The sequence below is a fragment of the Allotamlana fucoidanivorans genome (assembly GCF_045788535.1).
In the GTDB taxonomy this organism is placed as follows: Bacteria; Bacteroidota; Bacteroidia; order Flavobacteriales; family Flavobacteriaceae; genus Allotamlana; species Allotamlana fucoidanivorans.
The window spans coordinates 1,588,826-1,613,383 of record NZ_CP074074.1 but is presented as its reverse complement, the minus strand read 5'-3'; the positions used below and the strand labels follow the sequence as shown (position 1 = coordinate 1,613,383).

Here is a 24,558-nt window from a genome sequence, read left to right as displayed (position 1 = left end):
TTATTGTTTTTTCTGATTTGGTCATTTTTACTTGCCCAAAAGATAAGCAAAAATTAAAGGCGCAACAATAGTTGCATCACTTTCTATGATAAATTTTGGGGTATCTATATCTAGCTTTCCCCACGTGATTTTTTCATTTGGTACTGCTCCAGAATACGAACCATAGCTTGTTGTTGAATCACTTATTTGACAAAAATAGCTCCAAAAAGGGGTATCTGTACGTTCCATATCTTGATACAACATAGGTACAACACATATAGGAAAATCTCCTGCAATACCACCTCCTATTTGAAAGAAACCAATGCCTTTTTCTGAATTCTCAGTATACCAATCTGCTAAAAAGGTCATATACTCAATACCAGATTTCATGGTACTTGCCTTTAATTCACCTTTTAAAACGTAGCTTGCAAAAATATTTCCCATAGTACTATCTTCCCAACCAGGGCATACAATAGGTAAATTCTTTTCGGCAGCAGCATACATCCATGAATCTTTTATATCAATTTCATAATACTGTTCTAATACGCCTGACAACAACATTTTATACATATACTCATGAGGCAAATAACGCTCTCCTTTAGCTTCAGCTTCTTGCCATATTTTAAAAATATGTTGTTGTAATCTGCGGAAGGCTTCTTCTTCGGGAATACAGGTATCTGTTACACGATTTAATCCTTTTTCTAATAAATCCCATTCTTCTTGAGGCGTTAAATCACGGTAATTAGGCACACGTTTGTAATGCGAATGTGCTACTAGATTCATGATATCCTCCTCAAGGTTAGCACCTGTACATGAAATAATTTGGACTTTATCTTGACGAATCATTTCAGCAAAACTTTTCCCTAATTCAGCTGTACTCATTGCTCCTGCTAATGACACTAACATTTTTGCCCCACTATTTAACTGCGCTTCATAACCTTTTGCTGCATCAACCAATGTTGCAGCATTGAAATGCAAATAATGAGTTTCTATAAATTGTGAAATAGGCCCTTTGCTAGTAATCATTTTCTTCAAATTTTAATGGGTTCTTTTTTTGTTCTGTTATTTGAAAGGCGTTATCATATTCATCATTTATTTCATCATTCATAAACTTATAGCTTAACATTTTATAATATAATTTAGCCGCTAAAAAGTCTGATGATTTTTCCTTTTTGTTCGGACAAAGCTCAACAATATCAAAACCTACTACATTTTTTTCTTCAAACACTTGCTTTAAAAAGTCTAAGGTTTCATACCACAAAAGGCCGCCCGGTTCTGGGGTTCCTGTGCTTGGTAATATAGACGGATCAAAGGCATCTAAATCAAATGTGATAAACACATTATCTGTCATCTGATCAATAGCTGCATCCATCCAAGAATCATCAACAGCCATATCATGTGCAAAATATGTTTTATCTTCATCCATCACGGTTTTTTCCATAATATCCATAGAGCGTATACCAACCTGAATTAAATTAGTGGTTTGACTCGCTTCATAAACGGCACAAGCATGATTACAGGTAGAGCCTTCGTATGACTGACGTAAATCGGCATGCGCATCAATATGTAATACGGTTAAACTAGGATACATTTCATTAAATGCTCTAATTGTTCCTATTGAGATGGAGTGCTCGCCACCAAAAATGGTTACAAACTTGTTCTTTTTTATGTATTTTTTTGTGGTTTGATGCACCGCTTCAACCATAGCTTCTGGCGACGCATTTTCTGTAACAGCTTCAGTTAAATACACCCCTTGTTGGTATACTTCTGTACCTGTTTCTATATCATAAAGCTCCATATTCTCTGAAGCTTCTAAAAAAGCTTTTGGTCCTTTATCTGCTCCTTTTTGCCACGTACTTGTACCATCATAAGGCACTGGGATTAAAACAATTTTAGCCTGTTCTAATTTTGCAAATTCCTCTGGAATTCCTGCGTATGTTTTCACTTTCATGGGTTTAATATTCTACTTCGGTTAGCTCTATTATTGGTTTTTCAACAACTTTCTCCTGAGCCTTTTGGTACCCTAATATTTTTAATAAATCTTCACTCTTTTGCTGTTCGCTAAATACTTTTGTGGTGAGATTCCCATTAGCATCTCTGTTAATTAAAATATGCTTTGGCGTAGGAATTAAACAGTGTTGCAACCCGCCAAAACCACCAATGGTTTCTTGGTAAGCTCCTGTATTAAAAAACCCTATATACAATGGTTTCTCTTTATTGTATTTAGGCAAATAAATGGCATTCATGTGTTGCTCACTGTTGTAGTAATCATCACTATCGCATGTTAGCCCTCCTAGAAGTACGCGTTCGTAACTATCATTCCATCGGTTAACGGGCAGCATAACAAAACGCTTATTAATAGCCCAGGTATCTGGTAATGTGGTAATGAAGGATGAATTAATCATATTCCACTTTTCGCGGTCGTTTTGTTGCTTTTGGTATAGCACCTCATAAATAGCTCCACCACTTTCACCCACGGTAAAACTTCCAAATTCCGTAAAAATATTGGGTACATCAACTTCTTCTTCCTCACAGGTTAATTTAATTTGATTGATGATTTCATCAATCATGTACTCATAATCAAATTCAAAAGCTAATGAATTCTTTATAGGAAAACCGCCTCCAATGTTCAAACTATCTAATGACGGACAAATCTTTTTTAAGCTCGTATAAACCCGTAAACATTTTAAAAGTTCATTCCAATAGTAAGCGTTATCACGAATGCCTGTATTAATAAAAAAGTGAAGCATTTTAAGCTCAACCTTATCATTATTAGCGATTTGATTTTTGTAAAAAGGCACAATATTTTTATAGCCAATACCTAAACGAGAGGTATAAAACTCAAATTTTGGTTCTTCTTCTGAAGCAATGCGTATGCCTACATTAAATTTACCCTTAATTTCTTGAGATAGTAAATCAATTTCCTCATAATTGTCTATTATAGGAATGGCATTTCTATGTCCGTTGTTAATTAAACGGGCTATATTGGTTACATACTGTTCACGTTTAAACCCATTGCTAATGACATAGGTATCATCAGTTATTTTACCAGCTTCTTTTAAATTTTCTACAATATCAATATCAAAAGCAGATGATGTTTCAATATGAATATCGTTCTTTAAAGCTTCATCTAAAACATGCTTAAAATGGCTACTCTTTGTACAGTAACAGTAGTTATAAGTGCCTTTGTAATCATGCTTTTCCATGGCATTAATAAACCACTGTTTTGCCTTATTAATATTGTTAGATATTTGAGGCAAATAGGTAAACTTTAATGGCGCACCATACTGTTTTATTAATTGCATTAAATCAATGCCATGAAAATGTAATTGTCCTTTATCAGTTTTAAATTCCTCTTGAGGGAAATCAAAAGTCTGATTGATTAAATCTGTATATTTTGTATTCAATGTATGTTGTAATTATATGAGTTAAAGATGTATGGTGCAGATTAACTACACGTTAAGTCAATAAAAAATAATTACTATCAAATACGGAATTCTTGACGCGTAGTAGGCACAAAAGCGTATTCATGCTGTATAGCATGTATAGGAGACACGGAAGTTAGCTTTAAAATTCGGTTACTTAATCTATAAGCTGCTTTTGAATATGACTTCCTAATTTTCAAAAGCCCGAACACAGAAACAGGTTTCAATTTGTTCAGCTAATACGTTAAACCAAAATCTTAAGGGGTATTAAACCATGTCATTTTAAAATTTTGGTGCGGCAAATGTAGTTTATTTTTCAATACACCAAGCTTTTTTTAAAAAAATTTTAAGCTTTTTTTAGTGTACTTTAAAAGATCTAACTATCTGGTTTTCTGAATAAAATAAACATCAAACATTTTTAAATCGCAATAATAAAGAAGATATTACTTCTTTTTAATTATTGTTTTCATAAACTGTTTAATCTAAATACATTAACTCATAAGAACAAAGAAATATAAGTACGTCATTTTTTAAATTTGTCTTCTATTTTGACTTACTGTTTAACTATACGCTTTACGATAGTTTGTGAATTTAATTGAACCATTAGCAAATAAGCGCCTGAAGAAACACCTTCTAGATTGATATAGTCAGTTTTCAGATTACCATAGCTAACAACTTTACCCAAAAGATTAATCAACTGATATGAACCACCTTGTTCATTTAAACTCAAATATAATTTGTTTTTCGTAGGGTTGGGAAAAATACTGATTGGACTTTTAATAAGAGTGTTATTTGATAGAGTAATTCCTCCAGAAATATTGGAAAACGAAGACGCAGAAAAAGTGTTATCTATAGCTTGCACAGACCATGTATAATTACCATTAGGCAAATTATCTGTTATAAAAAACAAATTGGCTCCTGCATTACCAGGTTCAACAATAGTTCTGAAACCATCTGAATTACTTAATGACGGAATATACAGTTCTCCATCTTTGTAAAGATTCACACTATAGGTAATAGCACTTTGCATTGTTTTATCGTCAGAGGAGGCATTCCAAGTCAGCTTTAACTTATTACCGATAATTTCTTCTGAAAGCCCAGAAGGGGTACTTGGAGCTGTATTGGTCACTTTTAAAGATTCTTGCTCTTTGCTAGATAATTTTTCTGAAGATATTAATGTTGTATTTAAATAAATAGCTGCTTCTAAATCAAAATTTGACTTTTGTCCATTTATAAAGAAATCTAAATAACCGTCATTATTAAAGTCAGCCCACCCTCCAGAAGACTGACCTACTCCCTCAACTGAAAAGACTTCTGTAAAAGTAAGTAGATCATTTGAGAATACTTTACAAACCTTATCATCTGGCCAAGGAACATTTCCCGTAATTAAAATATCTAAATCACCATCATTGTCATAGTCAGCCCACTTAGCAAACCCCTCAATTACATTTGGAAGCCCTGTATTCATTTCTGTAAAAGATGTAATGTTATTTATATAAAGGCCTGTGTAATTTTGAGATGAAGCAGTCAAACCTGTAAGCAGTAAATCCAAGTCTCCATCGTTATCCGCATCACCCCAATCTATAGAGCTAAGTCGAACACCTTCAAATGTATTTTCAAAAACCAACTCAAACCCGGTTTCTGTTTGACGGTATAAACGCGTAATAGGGTCTCCTGTATTAGGAGCTACACCTGTAACTCCTGTAATCATAAAATCCAAAAGGCCATCACCATCATAATCAACCCAAGAAGCACTCCCAAAAGAAACACCTTCTACGGAAGGCAAGTCTATTTCAGTAAATACTGAATCTTTATTTTCAAATATTTTAGTAATTGAAGCACTTGAGTTGTCTTGACCAACAATTAAAATATCCTCTTGCCCATCATTATTATAATCACCCCAATCTATAGAACCTCTACTTACTCCAGGAAGCTCAATATTAGAATCAACAAACTCACTCTCATAAGTAAGAACCCTACTTATTGCACCATTATTTTCAGGAGAATGCCCAATGATTGCCAAATCCATTTTTCCATCATTATTGTAATCTGCCCAATCTAAATTACCATCATTTAGATTCGGGAAATTGTCAATCCCATTTTCAGTCAATTCTAAATTATCATTTAGATACAGCAGAGAATAAACATTGGCCAAAATATCATTACCAAATATTAAAATATCCAAATCTCCATCAGAATCAAAATCTGTAAAAGTAACAGTACCATTCCTCAACCCCCTAACACTACTCTTTGTGCTAAGTTCAAACTGCGCGTTAGCCTGAAAGATAAAACATATAGAAATCAAACAGGTTATAAAAATTAGGTGCTTCATAAAATAATTGTAGTCTTTTAGCTATAGTTTATCAATAAAAATAACAAAAAATGCAATTTCCTACAATATTTTAATAAAAAGACTATTAGGTATATATGTTTTTTTTTACAACTATAAACATTAAAAAACCTCTAAAATCGAATTTACCCACTAGTTTGTCAGTAGACTTGCTTTCGATATATTAAGACCAGTCACTTTCTGCACTGCTTTTAATTTGAGATTATAACATCATTATAGCATTTGCAACGTATTAACTTCCTGAGTAGTTAAATGTTTCCAATGCCCTCGTGGAATATCTTTTTTGGTTAAATGCCCAATAGCCACACAGTCAACACTTAAAAGATCGTATTTAAAATGATCAAAAATAGTACGAATAATGGTATTTCCTGTATTCTTAATTTTTAATCCAACTTCTTTTTTACTTGCACCATCTATATAGCTGATTTCTTCAACTTCTATAAGTTTATCTTCTATTTTAAAACCGTTTTGAATCTTTTTTAAATCTTCAAGTTTTAAATTTTTATCCAATTCAATATGAAACAAGCGTGGAACTCCATTTTTTGAATTGGTAAACTTTTTAGCCACCGTATCGTCATTGGTGAACAACAATAACCCTTTTGAGTTTCTTCCTAATCGCCCTATAGGTTTTATTTTAGCATTTGTAGCATTGGCCACTAAGTCCATGACCGTTCTACCTTTACCCTCACTTGTGGTGGTTGCAAATCCTTTGGGTTTATTTAATAATACATACGTCTTTTTTTCCGGACTTATTCTTGAACCATCATAACGCACTTCATCACCTGGCTTTACTTTATAACCCATCTCGGTAACTACTTTCCCATTAACCGAAACCAAGCCCGTAGCAATATGTACATCAGCCTCTCTACGCGAACAAACTCCTGCATTTGCTACATATTTATTCAGCCTTATTTCATCAGAATCATTTGCTTTTTTGGGCTGGGGGCTAGACTTTTTTATAGGAGCATTTCCTCTGGCGTAACTTGTAAAACGCTTATTTCCTTGACCACGTCCTGATGGTCTCCCCTTTCCTTTTCCTCCTTCTTGTCTATTCATAATGATAATTTTTATGCAAAGATATACTTAATATTACGATTCTATATTTTATGTTACATTTTGTTTTTCTGCATTAAGGATTGAGGCATTTGTTGAAGCCCCCCGACGCTAGGAGGGAGCGACTGCCGAAAGCCTGCCCCTTAACGTGTTAAGGGTAACGCCCAAAACTTTTTTAAATACGGTTCAAAATCACACTTGGGTCTAATAACAGTATACTAAACACCCCAGCTAGAATAATACATTTTAAAATATTGTGCAGTATCAAGTAGTGTATTTTTGTTTGTGATTTCCAGAGCAAAAACAAAAACACTCCTAAAAGAAAAATACTGAAATAAAAAAAGAGCGCCATATAACCTACTTCAAATTTAAATATGAGCAAGTATGCTGGAACTAGTGTTAATACTGCCAAAAGCGTTAGCATAATTTTTGAAACCTGTTCACCATAAGCCACTGGAATAGTAATGTAATTTTGAGCCACGTCGCCTTTTATGTTTTCTAAATCTTTAGTCAGCTCGCGCATTGAAATCATAAGAAACAAATAAATAGCATGTACAAAAATGACCGCTTCAAAATTTTTGTAGTACAAAAAAATAGCAAAAAAAGGTGTAATGGTTAAGATAGCCGAAATTAAATTACCTACAAAAGGCAACTTTTTGAGCTTGTGTGAATAAAACCAAATACCAAAAATATAAATAGAAAAAAATACTACCGCATTAAAAGATACATAACTAGCCATTATAACCGCTAGAAAATTAAGCACAAAATAAAAGGACAATTTGGTGTTTTGACTCACTAAGCGATCTAGCCTTGATTTTATAGGTCGATTGATTAAATCCTTTTCAGAGTCGTAAAAATTATTAATGATGTAGCCCCCCGCAATAGTAGCCGCAGAGGCCAAAACAAGCATAAATAAATTTATATCAAAAACCACTTGTCTTACCGGTATGTCATGCGCCAAAATATAGACCGATGTAAGGTACTGAGCTAACATAACAATAAGGATATTGTATCCTCTTACAACCGAAAACATGCTAAAGAACTTAAGTAGAATGTGTTTCTGTTTTCTAGACAGCATCTTAAAACAATTTGATAAAACCTTGAAAAAGCTCAGGTAAACCTTAAAGGTAAATGAAATTTAGAAGTTATAAACTACTTCCAATTTATAATCAGATAATGATTTTTTAGCCTTATCTATATCTTCTGTAAAACCTAAAATATACCCGCCGCCGCCAGATCCGCAAAGTTTAAGAAAGTATTCATTGGTTTCAATACCCTTTTTCCACAACTCATGAAATTGTATAGGAATCATGGGCTTAAAATTATTTAAAACAATTTTAGATAACTGCTTTGTGTTTTTTATAAGCGATTTAACATCGCCATTTAAGAAATCCTCTACACAAGCATCGGTATGCTTTATAAATTGTGTTTTCAGCATATTACGAAACCCCTCTTGCTTCATTTTTTCCATAAACAAACTCACCATGGGTGCTGTTTCACCAACTACACCACTATCAATTAAAAACACGGCTCCTTTACCTTCGCTTTGTTGCGCTGGAATACCGGTGGCCTCAATATTATCTTTTGAGTTTATAAGAATAGGAATACTTAAATAGCTGTTTAAAGGGTCAAGACCTGAAGATTTTCCGTGGAAAAAAGATTCCATAGATGAAAAAATAGTCTTTAGTTTCAATAACTTTTCACGTGTTAAGTTTTCAAGCACCGTAATTTTATTGAAGGCATATTTATCATAAATAGCTGCTACTAAAGCACCACTACTACCAACACCATAACCTTGGGGTATTGAAGAATCAAAATACATTCCTGAATTCACATCGTGCTGAAGGCGTTCAATATCAAACTGTACAATATCCTCATCAATATGAGCTATATATTCGGCAAAACGTTTTAGGCTTTCGTTTGATTTTAAGGCTTGCTCTGAAAGGTTTTCACTCTTTTTTAACGCACCATTATAAAAGTTATACGGTATAGATAAGCCTTTAGAATCTTTAATGATTCCATACTCGCCAAACAGGAGAATCTTCGAATAAAAAAGTGGTCCTTTCATAAAATTAATACGGTTCAAACTTTATTTTGTTTACTAAAAATACAAATTTTTTAAACAAAATAAGGTTATTATTCTATTTTATTTGCACCGAAACCGATTTGGTCGCAAATATACTGTCCATTTTGGCAATATGCAACTAATTCATTTTGAATGAATTTCAAAACAACTTCTTTTTCGTTAAAAGGATATAGCACATGTACATTAGCACCAGCATCCAAAGTAAAGCATACTTTTGAACCAGTTTCTTTTCTAAAGTTCCAAATTTTATTTATGATTTCCAAAGTATTGGGTTTCATTAAAATAAAATAAGGCATACTGGTCATCATCATAGCATGAAGTGTGAGCGCCTCACTTTCAACCATAGAAACGAAACTATCTAAATCCCCTTTTTGCAAAACTTCAGACAATGCCGTTAGGTTCTTGTGTGCTTGTTTAAAACGTTCTTGAGCAAACGGGTGCCCATGCATTAAACCATGCCCCACCGTACTACTAACCTGTTTTTCACCTTTATCAACTAATAAAATAGTATCCTGAAAATCTTTAAATATGGTGTTGACTTCAAGTGGATATTTGACCCCATATAAATTAGAGCTTCCTTGAATAGCCTCATGCTTGCCCCAAACCACCAAATCGCCTTCAAGACTTCTGCAAGCACTTCCTGAGCCTAATCGCGCTAAAAAAGAGGCTTTTTGAATAAAAAATGCTTCCTCTAAGGTATCACTCAGGGCGCTTTCAACACTCATTAAACACAGAGCCAAGGCACTCATCCCCGAAGCTGAAGAAGCAATACCTGAACTATGCGGAAAGGTGTTGGAGGTTTCTATTGTAAAATGGTAGTCTTTTAAAAACGGTAAATAAACCTCTACCCGCTTAAAAAACGTTTCTACCTTTGGTTTAAAATCGTCTTGTTGTTTCCCATCTAAAAACACCTCAAATGAAAACCCTTCACTGTGTTGTTTTTTTGAAAAGCGCAAGGTGGTTATTGTTTTACATTCATTTAAAGTAAAACTAATAGACGGATTTTCTGGAATCTGATTTTTCTTTTTCCCCCAATACTTTACAAGCGCTATATTGCTTGGAGAAGACCAAGTAAAACAACCGCTTTCAACAGATGTTGTGTAAGGCTTAGGAATAAAATAAGTTTCTGTCATGTTTTAATTTTCAGCGCTCAAAGATAATAACTTTACCATAGTTTTATAATTTCTAGCGGTAGCTGTTACTTTTAATTTTTTCTCAAAGAAATTATTACTACACTTGGCTCTGCCATAACCCAGTGCACTATAGAAATAAACACAGTGTTCTGTAACTACAAATTCTTCATTAGGATAGCTTACTTTATACAGGTCTGCTACAAGCTCTTCCTTTGGAGCATCATACAACAGCATAAAATAACTATTCTGTTTTTTATTGGGTGAAAACGGACAGGCATCAAAAATGTATTGTAATGCTTCAAGTTGTTGTATCAAAATTGGAACATCAAAACCAAAATGTGATTGAATAGTATCATGAATCTGTGCTTCTAACTGCTTTATGTTTGTTTCAACAGATTGAAATACCACATTACCACTTTGAATATAGGTACTCACATTAAACAATCCTGAGTCTGAAAGCAGTTGCCTTAATTCAGCCATGGGCACTTTCTTTTGTCCGCTCACATTTATCCCTCTAAGCAAAGCAATATATGTTTTCATTTATTTTGAAATGTTCTGAGCGGCAATATAGGCTCCTGTCCATGCATTTTGAAAATTAAAACCTCCAGTTATAGCATCTATATTTAAAACTTCTCCTGCAAAATATAGATTTTTTACTTTCTTACTTTCAAAGGTTTTAAAATTAACCTCTTTTAAATCAACACCCCCAGCGGTTACAAACTCCTCTTTAAAGGTACTTTTACCATCCACTTGAAAAATAGCTTCTGTTAACTGCCTGGCCAACTCCTCTAAATGCCCCTTATTCATATCTGCCCAACGTGTATCTTGGGTCATTTGAGAAGCTAACACCAATTTATGCCACAATCTTTTGGGTAAATCATATTGTGTAGACTTATACACGGTTTTTTTTGCTAAATTTTGTTTTAATAGTTTTAGTTGGTTTAAACAACTTTGATAGGCTTCACCTATAAAATTTATTTTGATTTGAAATTTGTAATTGCATTGAGCTAACTCAAGAGCCCCAAAAGCTGAAAGTTTTAAAATAGAAGGTGCACTCATACCCCAATGCGTGATTAAAAGTGGTCCTTCGCTATATAAATCAGTCCCAACCACCTCAACTAAAACATGAGACACCACAACACCAGGAATGCCATTAATACGTTCATCTGCAATGTTAAAAGTAAATAACGAGGGTACTGGTTTTGAAATGGTATGCCCTAAGCCTTCTACTACCTGCCATATTTTAGGATTACTACCTGTAGCTACTAAAAGTGTTCCAGCTTCAAACGTGTCATGAGTTGTATTTATGCAGAACCCGTTTTCGTTAGGCTGAATTGTTTTTACCGCATGATTGTAGAACACAGCTACCTGATGCCGTTCTGCTTCACTTAGAAAACAATCAATAATAGTTTGAGAAGAATCGGTAACTGGAAACATACGCCCATCCTCCTCTATTTTTAATGCAACACCGCGCTTTTCAAACCACGTTATAACATCTCCTGTCATAAACTGATGAAAAGGCCCTAGTAGCTCTTTCGCACCTCTAGGGTAATTCTTTATGAGTTCTTGCGGTATAAATTCGGCATGGGTCACATTACATCGCCCACCACCGGACACCTTTACTTTGGCAAGACCTTCTTTACTTCGCTCTAAAATAGCAACTTGCAGCTTAGGGTTTTGTTCTGCAATATTGATAGCTGCAAAAAAACCTGCTGCACCGCCACCAACTATAATTACATCTTTTTGCATCATAATCTATCGGGGTAATCAGAAATAATACCATCCACCCCATATTTTTTCATACGTTCAATGGTTGCTTTTTCATTCGCTGTCCAAACATTAACTGAATAGCCCAATTCTTGAACTCGCTTTACATTAGACCGCGTGACTAAGGCAACATTAGGGTGAATGGCCACCGCATTAACTGTTTTTGCAAACTCCAAGGCTTCATCCATATTCGCCTTTGTTAATACCCCCAATAGAATATTTTTGTCATGCTTAAAAACATGTTCCAGCTCATGATGTTGAAAGCTGGATACAATTATGTTATTATAAGACCACTTTTTCCCTTTGACAGCATCTTTAATTATTTGTACAGTTCCTTCTGCTGTGTTTTTCCCTTTTAATTCTATATTTAACAGGCACGAGTTACAAAGCAAATTTAAAACTTCTTCAAGTGTTGGAATCTGATAATAGGTATCTATCTTAAGTTTTCTTAAAGCTTCAAAACTATGCGCTGCCATTTCACCCGTTCCGTTGGTCATTCTATCTAAGGTAAAATCATGGAACACCACCAACTCTCCTGTAGCACATCTATGCACATCAATCTCAATACCATCAACATGATATTCTAAAGCCTTTGTAATAGACTCTATGGTATTTTCAGCGAGATGCCCTTTGGCTCCTCTATGTCCTATTTTTAAATACTTTTGTGTCATTATTTTATGGGGCGAATTAAGCCTTCCTGAGCCACGGATGCCACTAGCTTACCTGCTCTAGTAAATATATTACCTCTGGTAAAACCTCTGGCTTTTGAAGCGCTAGGTGACTCAATGGAAAACAGCATCCAATCATCAAACTCAAAATCTCTAAAATACCACATAGAATGATCTAAACTAGCGGTTTGTGTATTTCCCCAGTGTGCTTTGCTGGCATGTGGATTCATGGTTGAAATTAGTATATTATAGTCTGAAATATATGTAAGAATTTGTTGTTTTGTTGCCAAATCCAGATTGTTAGTATTTCCCTTTAGTTTAAACCACACATCAAGATACGGTGGCAAGTCTTTAGGTTCTAACGGGTTTATCAACTGTTGAGGCTTAAATTCTATAGGGCGATCTATTTCAAAAAAAGCTTTTAAACTTTTGGGCAAAAAATCACCAAACTGATGTAAAATATCTGTCCAACTCAACAAATCTTCGGGTTGCTTCAGGTTCGTTTTCATTTCTATTTGATGGTTATAACCCTCTTCATTTTTATGAAAGGAAGCCGACAATATAAAAATAGTATTCCCTTTTTGATGGGCGGTTACTCGCCTTACCGAAAAACTCCCACCATCGCGCACAATACTCACTTGATAAGTTATAGGATAACTTAAACTACCCGCCTCAAGAAAATAAGCATGCATAGAATGCAATACTCTGTTATTAGTAATGGTTCTACATGCTGCATTTAAAGCCTGGGCTAAAACCTGACCACCAAACACAATTGGACTCCCTACACTTTTACTTATGCCGTTAAATTCGTGATCATTTATTTTTTCTAGTACCAGCACATTGATCAGGTCGTCAACTGTAGTCATATCTTATTTTTTGTTTAAAACTATTAAAATAAAGAAGGTTTTAAGTATCATTTATAAATGCTGAGTTCAACCCATAAGTGCAACACACTTATTATTTAGGACTTCAATAGGGTTATTATAATTAAACTTTCTAATAGGTCTGTAATTTAGTAATTTTTCAACTTCTTTTATTCTTTTGATTGATACTTCTCTAAGGTCTGTTTTCTTTGGAAAAAACCTTCTTATAACGCCTATTCTATTTTCTACTGTTCCTTTATCCTGAGAGGTATATGGTCTTGTAAAGTATGTTTTTACATTTAAGTCTTTCGCTATTTTATTGTGTTGTGCAAATTCTTTTCCATTATCAAAAGTTATGGTCTTTATCCAAGATGAGTTAAAGTTTGTGAGTCTTTTACTCATTTTTTGATAGACTTCATCTGCATTTTTACTACCCAGTTTTTCTATCATAGTTATCAATGTTGTTCTATCTGTCATTACTAATAACGCTGATTTGTGGTTGCTTCCCATCATTAAATCTACTTCTATATCTCCAATGCGAGAACGTTGGTTTACGACCTGGGGACGTTTATCTATGCCTACGCGCCCTGTTATTGCACCTCGTTTATCCTTTACATTGTTCCTTTTTTGCCTTCTACCTGTATGGCGTAGGTGTTTGTAAAGGTTCTTGTAGCGTTTGTGTTTTCTATGATTGCTATGTTTTGCAGTCCATATCCATTTATAAATAGTCTCGTGACTCACGCAGGTTTCAGCTTCTTTAGCAAGTCTTTTAGCTATGAGTTCTGGGCTCCATTTCTCATATTCCATTAATCCAGCAATACGTTCTTTAAGCTGATCTGTCAACGCTATAGACTTTGTTTTGGTACAATGCCTGTCATTTGTCTTTTGATGGGCGTGTTCTGGCAAGTATTTACCAGATGTTCGGCCTCTACTTGGTGTATTCCTCTTTAATTCTCGTGATATACTACTCTTATTAAAACCTATTGTTTTAGCTATTTGAGTAATACTTATTCCTGCATCTAATAACGCAGAGATTTGATACCTTTGTGGTAAGGTCAATTGTTTATAATGTTTCATCCAAAACGAATATAAATATTGAGCCTAAAATAGATGGGGCTAGCCCCATCTATTTTAAATATTCGTGTTGCACTTATTAATTGAACTTAGAAATAGTTTAAGATATTAAATTTTTGAATAGCAAATAAACTTATTATTTTGAAATCAAAAGAAAAATATGCTATACCAAATTCAAAAACTACTGGTTTTATCCTTTATATTACAAGCTTGCCATACAGGAAAGCTAGACCTCGTAGCACATTTACCTTCTAGCTTAAAAGAGGCTTCTGCTATTGAAAAAGTACCAAATTCTGATTTACTTTGGACTATTGAAGACAATGGTAATAAAAACAATGTTTACGGTATTAACACGCAAGGAGAAATAATAAAAAACATTAATATTAGTAATGCTACTAATGAAGATTGGGAAGATTTAACCTCAGATGCTGCAGGCAATTTATACATTGGCGACTTTGGTAATAACAGTAAAAACCGAGATATATTTACTATTTATAAAATATCAGATTTAAAAAAGAAAAACACTACCGCAGAGCGCATAGACTTTGTCCTTCCAAAAGAAATAAAATCAAAAGATTTTGAGGCTTTTTTTCTTTACAAGAACCATTTCTATGTGTTTAGTAAGGAATACAAAACAAGCATTCTTGTTAAAATTCCTAATACCATAGGAAAACATACCGCAGAACTGGTTACCGAATTTAACTTAAAAGGTAAGCATAATAGAATTACATCGGCTGATATTAGTGCCGATAGCAAAACTATAGTACTTTTAAATCACGATAAACTTTGGAAAATCACCCATTTCGAGTCGGATGATGTTTTTCAAGGTGATATCTCTGAAATGCCTTTTAAGCATGATTCGCAAAAGGAGGGCATCACGTTTAAAAACCAATCAACGGTTTACATTACCGATGAAAAAAATAAAAGCAATGGGGGTAAGCTCTATACCTTTAAACTTGATTAAATATAGCCAGTTTAAAGGTATTCCCATGATTTAAAGTAGTTTTTTTAGGCATCTTTATTTAATCGAAGGAGTATATAACTTTTATATACCTTAGCATTATTTTCGTGCAAGCTATACTGCTCATCATTAAGTAACTCTTTAGCACTCGCGTTTAACCTTTCTATGTAATTTTCAAATGCTTCTTGCATTTCGTCATTTGAATAATTAACATCTTTATCATTTAAACGCCCCATCTTTGACGTGTACATATTCACTATGGCCTCATATTCGGCTAAAGTATCGGCATCAATATTCATTTTTTGTTTGGCCTGATAAAACCATAATTGAATCTCATCTCGTTCCTCAGGAGTCAGAAAATACACTTTGTTTTCTTGTCTTTCCTGTTGTTTTGGGGTTAAATTTTGAGCACTAATAAATGAAGTAGCTAACAATAAGATTAATACGTTAAGTGTTTTTAAAGTTTGCATTGTTTTTTGTTTTGTTTGTTATTATACACCAAAATTACTGTGCATCACTTAAAATAAAACAAAATAGAAATCCAACCGCCTAAATAGATTAGTGAACCGTTCTTAATTTCTCCTGAAGTTTTACAACTTACATATTCATCCAGTTTTTAACCTCTGATGCCTTAGCTTTACTTACCACTATGCGTTCCTTAAATGATGGATTTACATTTAAAATAAGTTTACCATTAAAATAAAATTTAATATTTACTACAGCATTTTTATTAACTACAAATTGCCTATTGATTCTATGAAAATACTCGGGATCCAGTTCGTTTTCAATATCCTCAAGCTTTTTGTCGATAATATAAGGTTTATTGGTGTTGGTAACGGCTTTTACAATACCTGTTTCAATATAAAAATAAGCTATATCTTCTGTTTTTAAGGGAACTAATTCATCACGATGATGCACTAAATAAGTAGACTTGTATGTTTTATTTTTTGATTGAATTAATTGCATGATACCCCTTATCTGGCTTTCATCAAGTGTAGCTTCTTGTTTTTGTTGAGCTTTGAACTGATTTATAGCCTCGCTAAGATCTTCTTCACTTATAGGTTTGAGTAAATAATCAATACTATTTACCTTAAAAGCTTTCATAGCATATTGGTCATAAGCCGTTGTAAATACCACTGGAAGGTTTAATGTTATTTGATCAAAAATTTCAAAAGAAATACCATCGGCCAAATGAATATCCATAAATACCAAATCTACCTGAGGTTTGGTTGCAAAAAATGCAACAGACGCTTTTACAGAATCTAAAACCTTGACAATCTCAATATTTGAGTCAATACTATTTATGAGATACGTAAGATTTTCACTAGCAGCAATCTCATCTTCAACAATAACAACTTTCATATAATTTATTTTAGAGGTAGTTTCACTTTAAATGTTTGGTTTTCGTGGCTTACAACAATATTTTCTTTGAACAGAATCTGGTAGCGTTTATCTAAATTAGGCAGGCCATTACCTGTGCTATCAACAAACGTTGTTCTGGGTCTTACTGTATTCTCAACAACAATATAATCATCTTTTGCATACACCTTCACTAATAATGGATTTGTTTCTGAAATCTCATTGTGCTTTATAGCGTTTTCAACAAGTAATTGCAAAGCCAAGGTAGCTATCTTTTTCTCCATCACCGACTCATTGAGTGTTATATCAATATCAAATCTGTTTCTATATCGTGTTTTTATGAGGTAGATATAGCTTTCTAAAAACTTCAATTCTTCTTTTAAAGTTGCTAACTGGCCACTCTCACTCTGTAAAATATAGCGATACAGAAAAGATAATTTATTCACAAAGGTTGTAGCCTGTTTATTTTCTCTTATTAAAGAATTTAAAGAATTTAAAGAATTGAATAAAAAATGAGGATTAATTTGATTTTTAAGTGCATCTAATTCATTTCGTAAACTTTGCTGTTTTAGTATTTCTTTTTCGGCCAAGTAACCTTGATGCTCCATTTGATACCGTATAATTCTAGCTATAAATATACCCAGTAAGGTGATAACGGCATAAACAATATAAATCAAGGTTATATTTAGTTCACTTAAATACTCGCCTGTAAAGGTAGCTCTAAAATAAATTAACAAATAAACCCCAATAAGGTAGATAAAAACGTTTGAAAAAACCCAAATTATGTTTTTGAGATATACATTAATTTTTGAATAGAGTAATTTCCAGTTTGCATTAACTTGAAGTATAAACCAAGTATATAGAATTAAAAAAAGTGTTCTTAAAATAATATCTTTAACGGTAACCTCCGAAAAGGGATTTGACAACCTCTCAATAACCTCGTACGATCCCAAAAACCTAGGCAAATTGATAAGAAAAGATATTAGTACGGCAATACCAATAAGCAAGTATTGTTTGGCTTTTTTAAACTTCAAAATAATAGTATACTTATTTAAACACGAAAAAACCAAAGTTACAATTTTAAAACGATTATTCATTAAAACGAAAAGAGACTATCTCGCCCCTAGAAGATAGTCTCAATTCAAAGCTTGCTATTAATCATCACAAGGGGCTGGGATACCTTACATAGAATGTTTAGCTCTATAAAAACCTATCTGTTCTACTTCTTCAACAGTTGCTATAGGGTCTTCTCCAAAAACCATTTCATAAATCAAACTGCCCTCTATTTCTAATTCTTCATCCTTGCTCAGACCCTCAAAATAATTAAAGTCTGCCGGTAAATATTCTAAAGTATCAAACTCTAATTCTGAAACCTCTTCAACCTCATACACCTCAATATCATCAACTTCTAAAGCATGCGTGGACATATCTTCCCAATCAAAAAGAATAGCATTTGCAGCTTGATTGATTTCATGCTGATTTAACCCCTCAAAATAATTAAACTCCGAAGGTAAATATGCCGTAGTATCAAACCCTAAATTCACCTCTTCATCTAATTCATATACCTTAATATCACTAACTGGTAACACTTTAGATTCTGGTTTATCAAATTTGTTATTTGCGCTTAGTGTAGTACTTGTCAATACTAAAACTACCAATAAACTAACTCCTGTTTTGAACATTTTTTTCATACTATTTATTTTTATTAGTTATTACTTCTGACACAAATGTATAGCCTCATTTCAACCTACTAGCCCTGTTTCTAGGTGAACCGTCCTAAAGGCTCAGTGAAGCATCTATTTTACTCACTGACAGTTATTTGAAATACAAAATTTCACATCATTTAGCAACATATAAAACTATAAACACTTAAAACACAAGCATAAAAAAACTGCCAAAACGAAAAATCATTTTGGCAGTTTGTACTATGCTACTTAAATCTATATAAATAACATAGAAAATTCGTTGTAGTCATTTTGAGAATATACTCTTTTTGACTCATCTAATTCTAATTCTTCAATATGTTCCCAATCTACTGAAAATTGTTTTTCTATTAATGTTTTTATCGCTTTCATACTTTTATGTTTAAATTTATATAACACCAAACCTGATTTTGGATACCCAAATTTAGTATGCTATAACTTTGAAATCTGTTAGATTATAAGTGAATTGAACCAAACAACCATTAAAACGACTTAAAATAGTATTGAGGTAACACAAAGCGAATTTTAGGTGGTTAATATTCTATTTATTTCAGCTTTATAAGAACTCTTAATTCAGTGGTTTTCCTAATATAAATCTTAACTTTGTGATTTAAACAACCTAAAAACATGAACAAATTTATACATAACCTCATTGTAATTATTTTCTGCGTTAACATTACAACAGCTCAAGACATCTCAGGAGTTTATGAAAAAGTAAGTGCTTCTGTTGTGGCTATTATTACCGAAGAAAACACCATTGTAACTACTGAAAACAATGATTTTCAACGTGTTTCAAACAAAGGATTAGGCTCGGGTTTTATGGTTACAGACCAACTGGTTGTAACGGCTGCCCATGTGGTAAGAGCTCCTCAAAACATTTTTGTTCAATTTTCTGATGGTACCACCATAGCTGGCAAAGTTATCACCTCTTTTAAAAGTGCAGATATTGCATTAATTGGATTAACAGAACCTAAAGCTAATCCTACCCTTGTAAAATTTGGAGACTCCGATAAGATGAAAATTGGTCAGCAGGTCTTTACTATTGGAGTACCCTTGGGGGTTGGATTTTCATTGTCTTCAGGCTATATCAGTGGCTTTAAACGACAAAAAACAGGAACAAACCCCTTTACCGACACCGAGTTTATTCAAACAGATGCGGCCATAAATCAAGGGAATTCGGGAGGACCTATGTTCAATATGAAAGGCGAGGTTATAGGTATTGTTAGCCATATTACTACAGTATCAGGAGGTTCAAACGGTATAGGTTTTGCTTGTAGTAGTAACCTAGCTCAAAAATTGCTATTAAACAATAAAATGCCTTGGTTTGGTGCCGATTTTCACGCCTTAACAGGAAAAGAAGCCAAACTTTTTAACCTCCCTCAAAAAAGTGGTTTATTGGTACAACGTGTTGTTTTATCTTCAATTTTTGGAAAAATGGGAGTGATAGAAGGCGACACAGAAGTTGTTATAGGCAACCAAAAACTTATTGTAGGAGGCGATATTATTTTAGCGTTTAACGATATTCCATTTGACATTACTGATGAAGCCTTACTAAAATTGGCAGACCTTTTTAATACCATTGATTATAATACTTCGTTTGAAATCACCGTTTTAAGAGCAGGTAAGATGATAAAGCTAAAAACAAAATATTAGTCAGTCACTAATTATATAGGCGGCTTCATTTCCCGATGTGACATAAATTTTTGAACCACAACAGCAGTAATTATAACCATATAAAATTGCCCACAAAGCCCCACTAATATGGTTGCCTTTTGCGCCACTGGAATCATGGGAACTACATCGCCATAACCAATAGTTAACAAGGTAATGAATCCAAAATAAAGTAAGGTATCTCCTTTACTTGTCAAACTGGTATCATCAATTATAGAACCTTGAAATGCTCCGGGGTATGATAACTCAATGCTTGCAAAAATAAAAAAGGCAAGCAACCCCAAAGACACATAACCACTCATTAGCCCTACCACTACATTTTTATTTACAAACTTGGCATTCCAAACCTGAGAAATAACCTCAACAGTAGCAATAATATAGAAAACAAAATAAGCCGCAAATCTAATTAAAGACACGATATTTTTCTCACTATCATTAGCCAGTTCAACAGCAAATAAAATTAATGACAGAAAAAATATAGCAATAAATATACGCGCATAAAACTTCTTTTTCCCTATCAAAATAATCCCTGAAACTATACTAAACAGAAACAGAGTAGGCATAAGAAACGTTCCATAAACCTCTCTTGGAACCAACAAAGCTCCAAAAAGGATAAGTAACTGTCCTGTAAAAAAAAGTTCAAATCTATTTTTGTACAATTTAGAAAACAATGTATCTAGCATATTTTAAAATTTTAGCCCAAAGCCAAAAGAAAACCGAAAGCCTTCTGAGCTATTAAAAAAATTAAATGTTCCGGACAAACTATCTGCGGCTGTCACCCAAAAACCACCACCGTAATCATTATGCCATTTTTTGGAAGAATCACCCCGTAACCAAACTCTACCAACATCGGTTCCTGTAAACAATCCTATTTGTAAAGGTAATACACTGGTTTTAAATTGAGGAAAACTATAACGTAAATCGGCGCTTCCTACCAAGGAATTTTTTCCTGTAAACCGTTCTGTTCTAAATCCTCTTAGCCCATTATTTCCTCCAATGTTGGCCGCTTGATAAAACACTAGATCTGATCCAAATCTTAATTGGGTTCTTATATCGGTTTTCAAAACAAACTTCCTGTTTTCAGATAATGCATTATAAAACCCCATATCTGCATTAAGATAACCATAGGTGTTTTTAGTTTCCTTAAACTCTGTTTTTCCTCCAAGCTCTAACTTAAATGTCATCCCTTTTGAGGGATTTAATACGTCATCAAAACTTGCATAATGAAAGTCAGCCTCTAAACCTCCAAAATAACGCCTATCATAAAATGCTTCATTTGTTGGTGGAACAAACTCTTCAGTAATAAACCTATCTTCTGTATCATCTATTCTTATGCCTTCAAAAATAGCCCGAACACCATAATCACTACCAAAATTTCCTTTTTTTAGTATTCCTGCTTTCAGGCCATAAATACTCGTTTTTACTCTGTTATAATCTAAATCATCAGCGTCATTACTCGTTTCATTCCCGTAACCAAAAAAGTTGTTTGCGAAATTTTCAGTGGTATATTGCCCCCCAATATGCAAATTCCAATCATTCATAATATTTGCAAATTCACCATCATACTTTAAAGCAAAGCCTTCTGTTGCAAAAAAATATCCGCCCTTAAATCGATGTTGTTGTGAAAATGGATTGCGCTGAAATCCTTTGGTAGTAGACACATAGGAGACCCCTAGCAAAAACCCATCATCAGGATTAAATCCTATAGCCGGCGTTATCAAATTTGTTTTAACGATATGCTTGTTGAAATCAAATAGATTCAAATTATAAACATCAGTAAACCGTATCTTTGCACCTTTATTTTCAACCACGGTATTGGGTTTACTCTCATGATCATATACCTTAATTTTTCTTCCTTTTTTTATGATGTATGAATCATTTTCTTGGCCCCCTATAAGTCTTATAAAAATGGGGTTATCACCTTTTCCTGAAACTTCAAAAACATCTTTATCATCTAAACCATAAATCCAAATTTCTTTTGTAATATCACGATTAAAGGTTCTATCAACAATAATCTCTCCTTTTTCACCATCAATAATTCTTGATATTTTGACATGCGTTTCTTTGTTTCTTGTTCGTTTAATTTCTATATAATCATCTTTATCTGTACCTGTTAATATTACCAACTTATTTAAATAATTATAATATCTGCTGGCAATAGTTTGAAGATTGGCTTTTCTTCCCGTTAGTTTTGTTTTTATCTCTTCTAATGTTTCGTCTTGCACTGCTTTGGGTACTTTTGAAAATGCTTTTTCAATAACTTCATCAGTTATATTATCCTGCAAAAATTTTGCTTCTTGTATCCAAATATCTTCACCTGCTTGCTGAATTAAAACTCTATCTAATTTTATTCCAGCACTGTTCATCCAATCAATATGCTTTAGTTCCTCATCATACACCTGAAGTTGTTTTGTAGAACCAGAAATAATACGCATAACATCTAACAAGGCACCATCAAAATTTGAAAACACCTGATCTCTATCACGCGGTACAGCCTTATAATACTTATCGCCATTGTCTTGATCAAATTGAGCCCATCGCCATTGATCTTGATGCCTATCCCAGTCGCCTATAAGCATATCAAACAAACGCGCCCTAATAAAGGTGTGTTCATCAATTTTATGTTTTTCATCTTCACGTGTCTTTTCAATAATATCATGAGTGCTTTCAATATCATCAGCGAAACCAAAATTTCTGTCGTCTGCATAGTTTTCCTCGGGGCGTTCTTCAATCATATATAATTCACCACCATATTCTTCATTGTATTCCCCTAAATATTTATGCTTAGGAATAAAATATAATTTCGGATTGGTATGGTATATTTTGGCTGCATCAGATAAATCTGGAACTACTGTAAATGCATAGGGATGTGCTGCTGTATAAAAATCTAAAATCAAACCTTCAACGGCGGTTCTTTCAAATTCATCCTGAATATAGGTGTTTTTAAACAGTACCGCTTGCAGATATTGGGTAGCACTTTTTCTAAGCGCCCGCATATTTAACTCTCTACCATCTTGAGTTTTTAAACGTAATGACCGTGTTTGATGGCCTCCTCCTTTTCTAACAATTTCCAGTCCGCCATAAAGCGTATCAAGCGTCGCTACTTTCGCCTTAATTTTTGTACTGTACACCGCTCTGTAATGATCTCCCCAAACTGATTCAAAAAAACCAGACGCTTCAGTTTCTTCTTTTGAATATACAGACACTTCTATTTCCTGAGGAAAACTCTCTGGCAAATGTGACACATCATAATGTAACTTTGGTGGATAGACTTCAGTAGTAAACAACTCCTTAGGATTTCCATTTTCAGCACCAAAAAAACGCACCCAACTACTACCGTCCTTAAAAATAGTCAACTCAGCAAAACCCTGTTCTCCCGACGAAAACAATCCATTTTCACCAATTTCGGCAAAAGATTCTTTGGCACCTGATCCCGATACAATCTGTTTTATGCCTTTGTTTTCAATATACTGAAGGGTGTGCTCATGCCCAGAAACAAAAATAACATTATCGGTATCAAGCGTTAATGTTTCTAACCTATTCATAAGCCTATGATAGCGTTCATTATATCTGTCTTGAACGGACACACCTCCTTGTGTTCTTATTTGAGTAATTAATGAGCCTATGCCGGGTAACGGTATTTTATTCTGAAATGGGTAAAGGTGTTTTTCAGCCGCATATTTTCCACCGTGAGACCCATTGGTATACATAGGATGATGCATAGCAAAAACAATCGTTTTATGCTGAGCCTTTTTTAGTTCTCCTTCTACTTCTTCAAAAAAGCGTTCTCTAGTTTTTATTTCACATGCGTCATTTATTGTGGGGTGATTATTCCAGTTCTCTAAATACCATTGGGTATCAATGATGAGAAGTTGAATACTCTCGCTCACGTCAATACTCTCTAAAGGGCAACCGTGTTCGGGCTGAAACGTATTTTTACCTAAAAGATTATCTACATATTTTTCTTCGCGCCGAAGACCCTGAACACCACCAGCATACCAATCATGATTCCCTGGAATAAAAACAACATTTCCTTTAAATTTGCTGACCGCATTAGCCTGAGCTTTGAGGGCGTTTTCAGCCTCAGCTCTTCCTTTTTCATGTTTTTTAGGCAGTCCAGCTGGGTAAATATTATCTCCTAAAAAAAGAGTATAGTCGTCTTTTGTCTTTTTTTCTTTTATGTAAGCATTAAACGCCGTTAATGCTTTTGACATGCCTCCCATGAGTGATTTTCCTGCATCGCCTACTAAATAAAACACTTTATCAACTTCTTTTTGAGGCAATTTTGTTTCGGCATGATTTTCATCTGCATATTGAGCCGTATAAGTGGCACAGGCATGAAAAAGAAAGACTAAAATGACAATAAGTATAGTTTTTTTCAATGGCATGTTTTATTAATTTCTACTTAGAAATATATTCTATTTTTTTATTTAAAACAAATAGCATCATACTATGGCACTTTGTTG

At 33.8% G+C, this 24,558-nt stretch carries 22 protein-coding genes; 2 read left to right on the top strand and 20 right to left on the bottom strand.

All coding sequences use genetic code 11. From position 1 onward, the window contains the following. Positions 1-27: 27 nt before the first annotated feature. From KFZ70_RS07390 to KFZ70_RS07330, 13 genes are all read right to left on the bottom strand, one after another. Positions 28-1,002, bottom strand: a complete 975-nt coding sequence (locus KFZ70_RS07390) for a deoxyhypusine synthase family protein (RefSeq protein ID WP_139697681.1) — start codon at positions 1,000-1,002, stop codon at positions 28-30. Then, positions 995-1,930 carry an agmatinase gene (gene speB, locus KFZ70_RS07385; protein ID WP_139697640.1) on the bottom strand — a complete coding sequence of 312 codons (936 nt, stop codon included), beginning with the start codon at positions 1,928-1,930 and terminating at the stop codon, positions 995-997. The genes KFZ70_RS07390 and speB overlap by 8 nt, the downstream gene beginning before the upstream one ends. A 4-nt stretch (positions 1,931-1,934) precedes the next feature. After that, positions 1,935-3,386: an arginine decarboxylase gene (locus KFZ70_RS07380; protein WP_139697642.1), complete on the bottom strand. Its 1,452-nt coding sequence runs from the start codon at positions 3,384-3,386 to the stop codon at positions 1,935-1,937. A gap of 571 nt (positions 3,387-3,957) precedes the next feature. After that, positions 3,958-5,736 carry a T9SS type A sorting domain-containing protein gene (locus KFZ70_RS07375; protein ID WP_139697644.1) on the bottom strand — a complete coding sequence of 593 codons (1,779 nt, stop codon included), beginning with the start codon at positions 5,734-5,736 and terminating at the stop codon, positions 3,958-3,960. A gap of 231 nt (positions 5,737-5,967) precedes the next feature. Next, positions 5,968-6,810, bottom strand: a complete 843-nt coding sequence (locus KFZ70_RS07370; protein WP_139697646.1) for a pseudouridine synthase — start codon at positions 6,808-6,810, stop codon at positions 5,968-5,970. Between the two features lie 172 nt (positions 6,811-6,982). Then, complete coding sequence (locus KFZ70_RS07365) at positions 6,983-7,885, bottom strand: geranylgeranylglycerol-phosphate geranylgeranyltransferase (protein WP_139697648.1); 903 nt, start codon at positions 7,883-7,885, stop codon at positions 6,983-6,985. A gap of 60 nt (positions 7,886-7,945) precedes the next feature. Beyond that, positions 7,946-8,875 (bottom strand): mevalonate kinase, encoded by a 930-nt coding sequence (locus tag KFZ70_RS07360; RefSeq protein ID WP_139697650.1) that lies wholly within the window; start codon positions 8,873-8,875, stop codon positions 7,946-7,948. Between the two features lie 68 nt (positions 8,876-8,943). Continuing rightward, positions 8,944-10,026, bottom strand: a complete 1,083-nt coding sequence (locus KFZ70_RS07355; RefSeq protein WP_139697651.1) for a diphosphomevalonate/mevalonate 3,5-bisphosphate decarboxylase family protein — start codon at positions 10,024-10,026, stop codon at positions 8,944-8,946. 3 nt (positions 10,027-10,029) lie between these two features. Beyond that, a complete protein-coding gene (locus KFZ70_RS07350) occupies positions 10,030-10,566 on the bottom strand; it encodes a DUF1697 domain-containing protein (protein WP_139697654.1) in 537 nt (178 codons plus the stop codon). Then, complete coding sequence (locus KFZ70_RS07345) at positions 10,567-11,778, bottom strand: NAD(P)/FAD-dependent oxidoreductase (RefSeq protein WP_139697656.1); 1,212 nt, start codon at positions 11,776-11,778, stop codon at positions 10,567-10,569. It lies immediately after the preceding gene. Then, positions 11,775-12,464, bottom strand: a complete 690-nt coding sequence (locus tag KFZ70_RS07340; RefSeq protein WP_139697658.1) for a glycerophosphodiester phosphodiesterase family protein — start codon at positions 12,462-12,464, stop codon at positions 11,775-11,777. Before KFZ70_RS07340 ends, KFZ70_RS07345 begins: the two co-directional genes overlap by 4 nt. After that, the gene (locus KFZ70_RS07335; protein WP_139697660.1) at positions 12,464-13,327 is read right to left on the bottom strand and encodes an acyl-CoA thioesterase II; all 864 of its coding nucleotides are present in this window, start codon (positions 13,325-13,327) and stop codon (positions 12,464-12,466) included. The genes KFZ70_RS07340 and KFZ70_RS07335 overlap by 1 nt, the downstream gene beginning before the upstream one ends. A gap of 66 nt (positions 13,328-13,393) precedes the next feature. Then, positions 13,394-14,401 carry an IS30 family transposase gene (locus KFZ70_RS07330; protein ID WP_139698913.1) on the bottom strand — a complete coding sequence of 336 codons (1,008 nt, stop codon included), beginning with the start codon at positions 14,399-14,401 and terminating at the stop codon, positions 13,394-13,396. Positions 14,402-14,558: 157 nt separating this feature from the next. Here KFZ70_RS07330 and KFZ70_RS07325 point away from each other — a divergent pair, with 157 nt between their 5' ends. Next, the gene (locus tag KFZ70_RS07325; protein WP_139695585.1) at positions 14,559-15,362 is read left to right on the top strand and encodes a hypothetical protein; all 804 of its coding nucleotides are present in this window, start codon (positions 14,559-14,561) and stop codon (positions 15,360-15,362) included. 44 nt (positions 15,363-15,406) lie between these two features. Here the strand turns inward: KFZ70_RS07325 and KFZ70_RS07320 are convergent, their stop codons facing one another. The 5 genes from KFZ70_RS07320 to KFZ70_RS07300 all read right to left on the bottom strand — a co-directional run bounded on the left by KFZ70_RS07320 (position 15,407) and on the right by KFZ70_RS07300 (position 18,793). Beyond that, on the bottom strand, positions 15,407-15,829 hold the full coding sequence (locus KFZ70_RS07320) for a hypothetical protein (protein WP_139695587.1): 423 nt from the start codon (positions 15,827-15,829) through the stop codon (positions 15,407-15,409). 127 nt (positions 15,830-15,956) lie between these two features. Beyond that, the gene (locus KFZ70_RS07315) at positions 15,957-16,721 is read right to left on the bottom strand and encodes a LytTR family DNA-binding domain-containing protein (protein ID WP_139695589.1); all 765 of its coding nucleotides are present in this window, start codon (positions 16,719-16,721) and stop codon (positions 15,957-15,959) included. A 5-nt stretch (positions 16,722-16,726) separates the two neighbouring features. Next, positions 16,727-17,752, bottom strand: coding sequence for a sensor histidine kinase (locus KFZ70_RS07310; RefSeq protein WP_158293182.1), 1,026 nt, complete (start codon positions 17,750-17,752; stop codon positions 16,727-16,729). A 147-nt stretch (positions 17,753-17,899) separates the two neighbouring features. Continuing rightward, positions 17,900-18,409: a hypothetical protein gene (locus KFZ70_RS07305; RefSeq protein ID WP_139695593.1), complete on the bottom strand. Its 510-nt coding sequence runs from the start codon at positions 18,407-18,409 to the stop codon at positions 17,900-17,902. A 249-nt stretch (positions 18,410-18,658) separates the two neighbouring features. Then, positions 18,659-18,793, bottom strand: coding sequence for a hypothetical protein (locus KFZ70_RS07300; RefSeq protein WP_262709369.1), 135 nt, complete (start codon positions 18,791-18,793; stop codon positions 18,659-18,661). Between the two features lie 255 nt (positions 18,794-19,048). Here KFZ70_RS07300 and KFZ70_RS07295 point away from each other — a divergent pair, with 255 nt between their 5' ends. Then, the gene (locus KFZ70_RS07295; RefSeq protein ID WP_139695595.1) at positions 19,049-20,074 is read left to right on the top strand and encodes a S1C family serine protease; all 1,026 of its coding nucleotides are present in this window, start codon (positions 19,049-19,051) and stop codon (positions 20,072-20,074) included. 11 nt (positions 20,075-20,085) lie between these two features. On the opposite strand, the gene KFZ70_RS07290 is transcribed toward KFZ70_RS07295, so the two are convergent. Both KFZ70_RS07290 and KFZ70_RS07285 read right to left on the bottom strand, forming a co-directional pair. Beyond that, a complete protein-coding gene (locus tag KFZ70_RS07290) occupies positions 20,086-20,775 on the bottom strand; it encodes an ion channel (protein WP_139695597.1) in 690 nt (229 codons plus the stop codon). A gap of 3 nt (positions 20,776-20,778) precedes the next feature. Next, positions 20,779-24,480, bottom strand: coding sequence for a metallophosphoesterase (locus tag KFZ70_RS07285; RefSeq protein ID WP_139695599.1), 3,702 nt, complete (start codon positions 24,478-24,480; stop codon positions 20,779-20,781). Between the last annotated feature and the right edge of the window lie 78 nt (positions 24,481-24,558).

What these genes read in the sequence shown, in the direction of transcription:
- speB (WP_139697640.1), bottom strand. Translation starts at nt 1,930, where the DNA reads ATGAAAGTGAAAACATACGCAGGAATTCCAGAGGAATTTGCAAAATTA.
- KFZ70_RS07290 (WP_139695597.1), bottom strand. Translation starts at nt 20,775, where the DNA reads ATGCTAGATACATTGTTTTCTAAATTGTACAAAAATAGATTTGAACTT.
- KFZ70_RS07300 (WP_262709369.1), bottom strand. Translation starts at nt 18,793, where the DNA reads ATGAAAGCGATAAAAACATTAATAGAAAAACAATTTTCAGTAGATTGG.
- KFZ70_RS07365 (WP_139697648.1), bottom strand. Translation starts at nt 7,885, where the DNA reads ATGCTGTCTAGAAAACAGAAACACATTCTACTTAAGTTCTTTAGCATG.
- KFZ70_RS07345 (WP_139697656.1), bottom strand. Translation starts at nt 11,778, where the DNA reads ATGATGCAAAAAGATGTAATTATAGTTGGTGGCGGTGCAGCAGGTTTT.
- KFZ70_RS07375 (WP_139697644.1), bottom strand. Translation starts at nt 5,736, where the DNA reads ATGAAGCACCTAATTTTTATAACCTGTTTGATTTCTATATGTTTTATC.
- KFZ70_RS07305 (WP_139695593.1), bottom strand. Translation starts at nt 18,409, where the DNA reads ATGAAAAAAATGTTCAAAACAGGAGTTAGTTTATTGGTAGTTTTAGTA.
- KFZ70_RS07295 (WP_139695595.1), top strand. Translation starts at nt 19,049, where the DNA reads ATGAACAAATTTATACATAACCTCATTGTAATTATTTTCTGCGTTAAC.
- KFZ70_RS07315 (WP_139695589.1), bottom strand. Translation starts at nt 16,721, where the DNA reads ATGAAAGTTGTTATTGTTGAAGATGAGATTGCTGCTAGTGAAAATCTT.
- KFZ70_RS07360 (WP_139697650.1), bottom strand. Translation starts at nt 8,875, where the DNA reads ATGAAAGGACCACTTTTTTATTCGAAGATTCTCCTGTTTGGCGAGTAT.
- KFZ70_RS07350 (WP_139697654.1), bottom strand. Translation starts at nt 10,566, where the DNA reads ATGAAAACATATATTGCTTTGCTTAGAGGGATAAATGTGAGCGGACAA.
- KFZ70_RS07330 (WP_139698913.1), bottom strand. Translation starts at nt 14,401, where the DNA reads ATGAAACATTATAAACAATTGACCTTACCACAAAGGTATCAAATCTCT.
- KFZ70_RS07340 (WP_139697658.1), bottom strand. Translation starts at nt 12,464, where the DNA reads ATGACACAAAAGTATTTAAAAATAGGACATAGAGGAGCCAAAGGGCAT.
- KFZ70_RS07325 (WP_139695585.1), top strand. Translation starts at nt 14,559, where the DNA reads ATGCTATACCAAATTCAAAAACTACTGGTTTTATCCTTTATATTACAA.
- KFZ70_RS07370 (WP_139697646.1), bottom strand. Translation starts at nt 6,810, where the DNA reads ATGAATAGACAAGAAGGAGGAAAAGGAAAGGGGAGACCATCAGGACGT.
- KFZ70_RS07335 (WP_139697660.1), bottom strand. Translation starts at nt 13,327, where the DNA reads ATGACTACAGTTGACGACCTGATCAATGTGCTGGTACTAGAAAAAATA.
- KFZ70_RS07320 (WP_139695587.1), bottom strand. Translation starts at nt 15,829, where the DNA reads ATGCAAACTTTAAAAACACTTAACGTATTAATCTTATTGTTAGCTACT.
- KFZ70_RS07355 (WP_139697651.1), bottom strand. Translation starts at nt 10,026, where the DNA reads ATGACAGAAACTTATTTTATTCCTAAGCCTTACACAACATCTGTTGAA.
- KFZ70_RS07285 (WP_139695599.1), bottom strand. Translation starts at nt 24,480, where the DNA reads ATGCCATTGAAAAAAACTATACTTATTGTCATTTTAGTCTTTCTTTTT.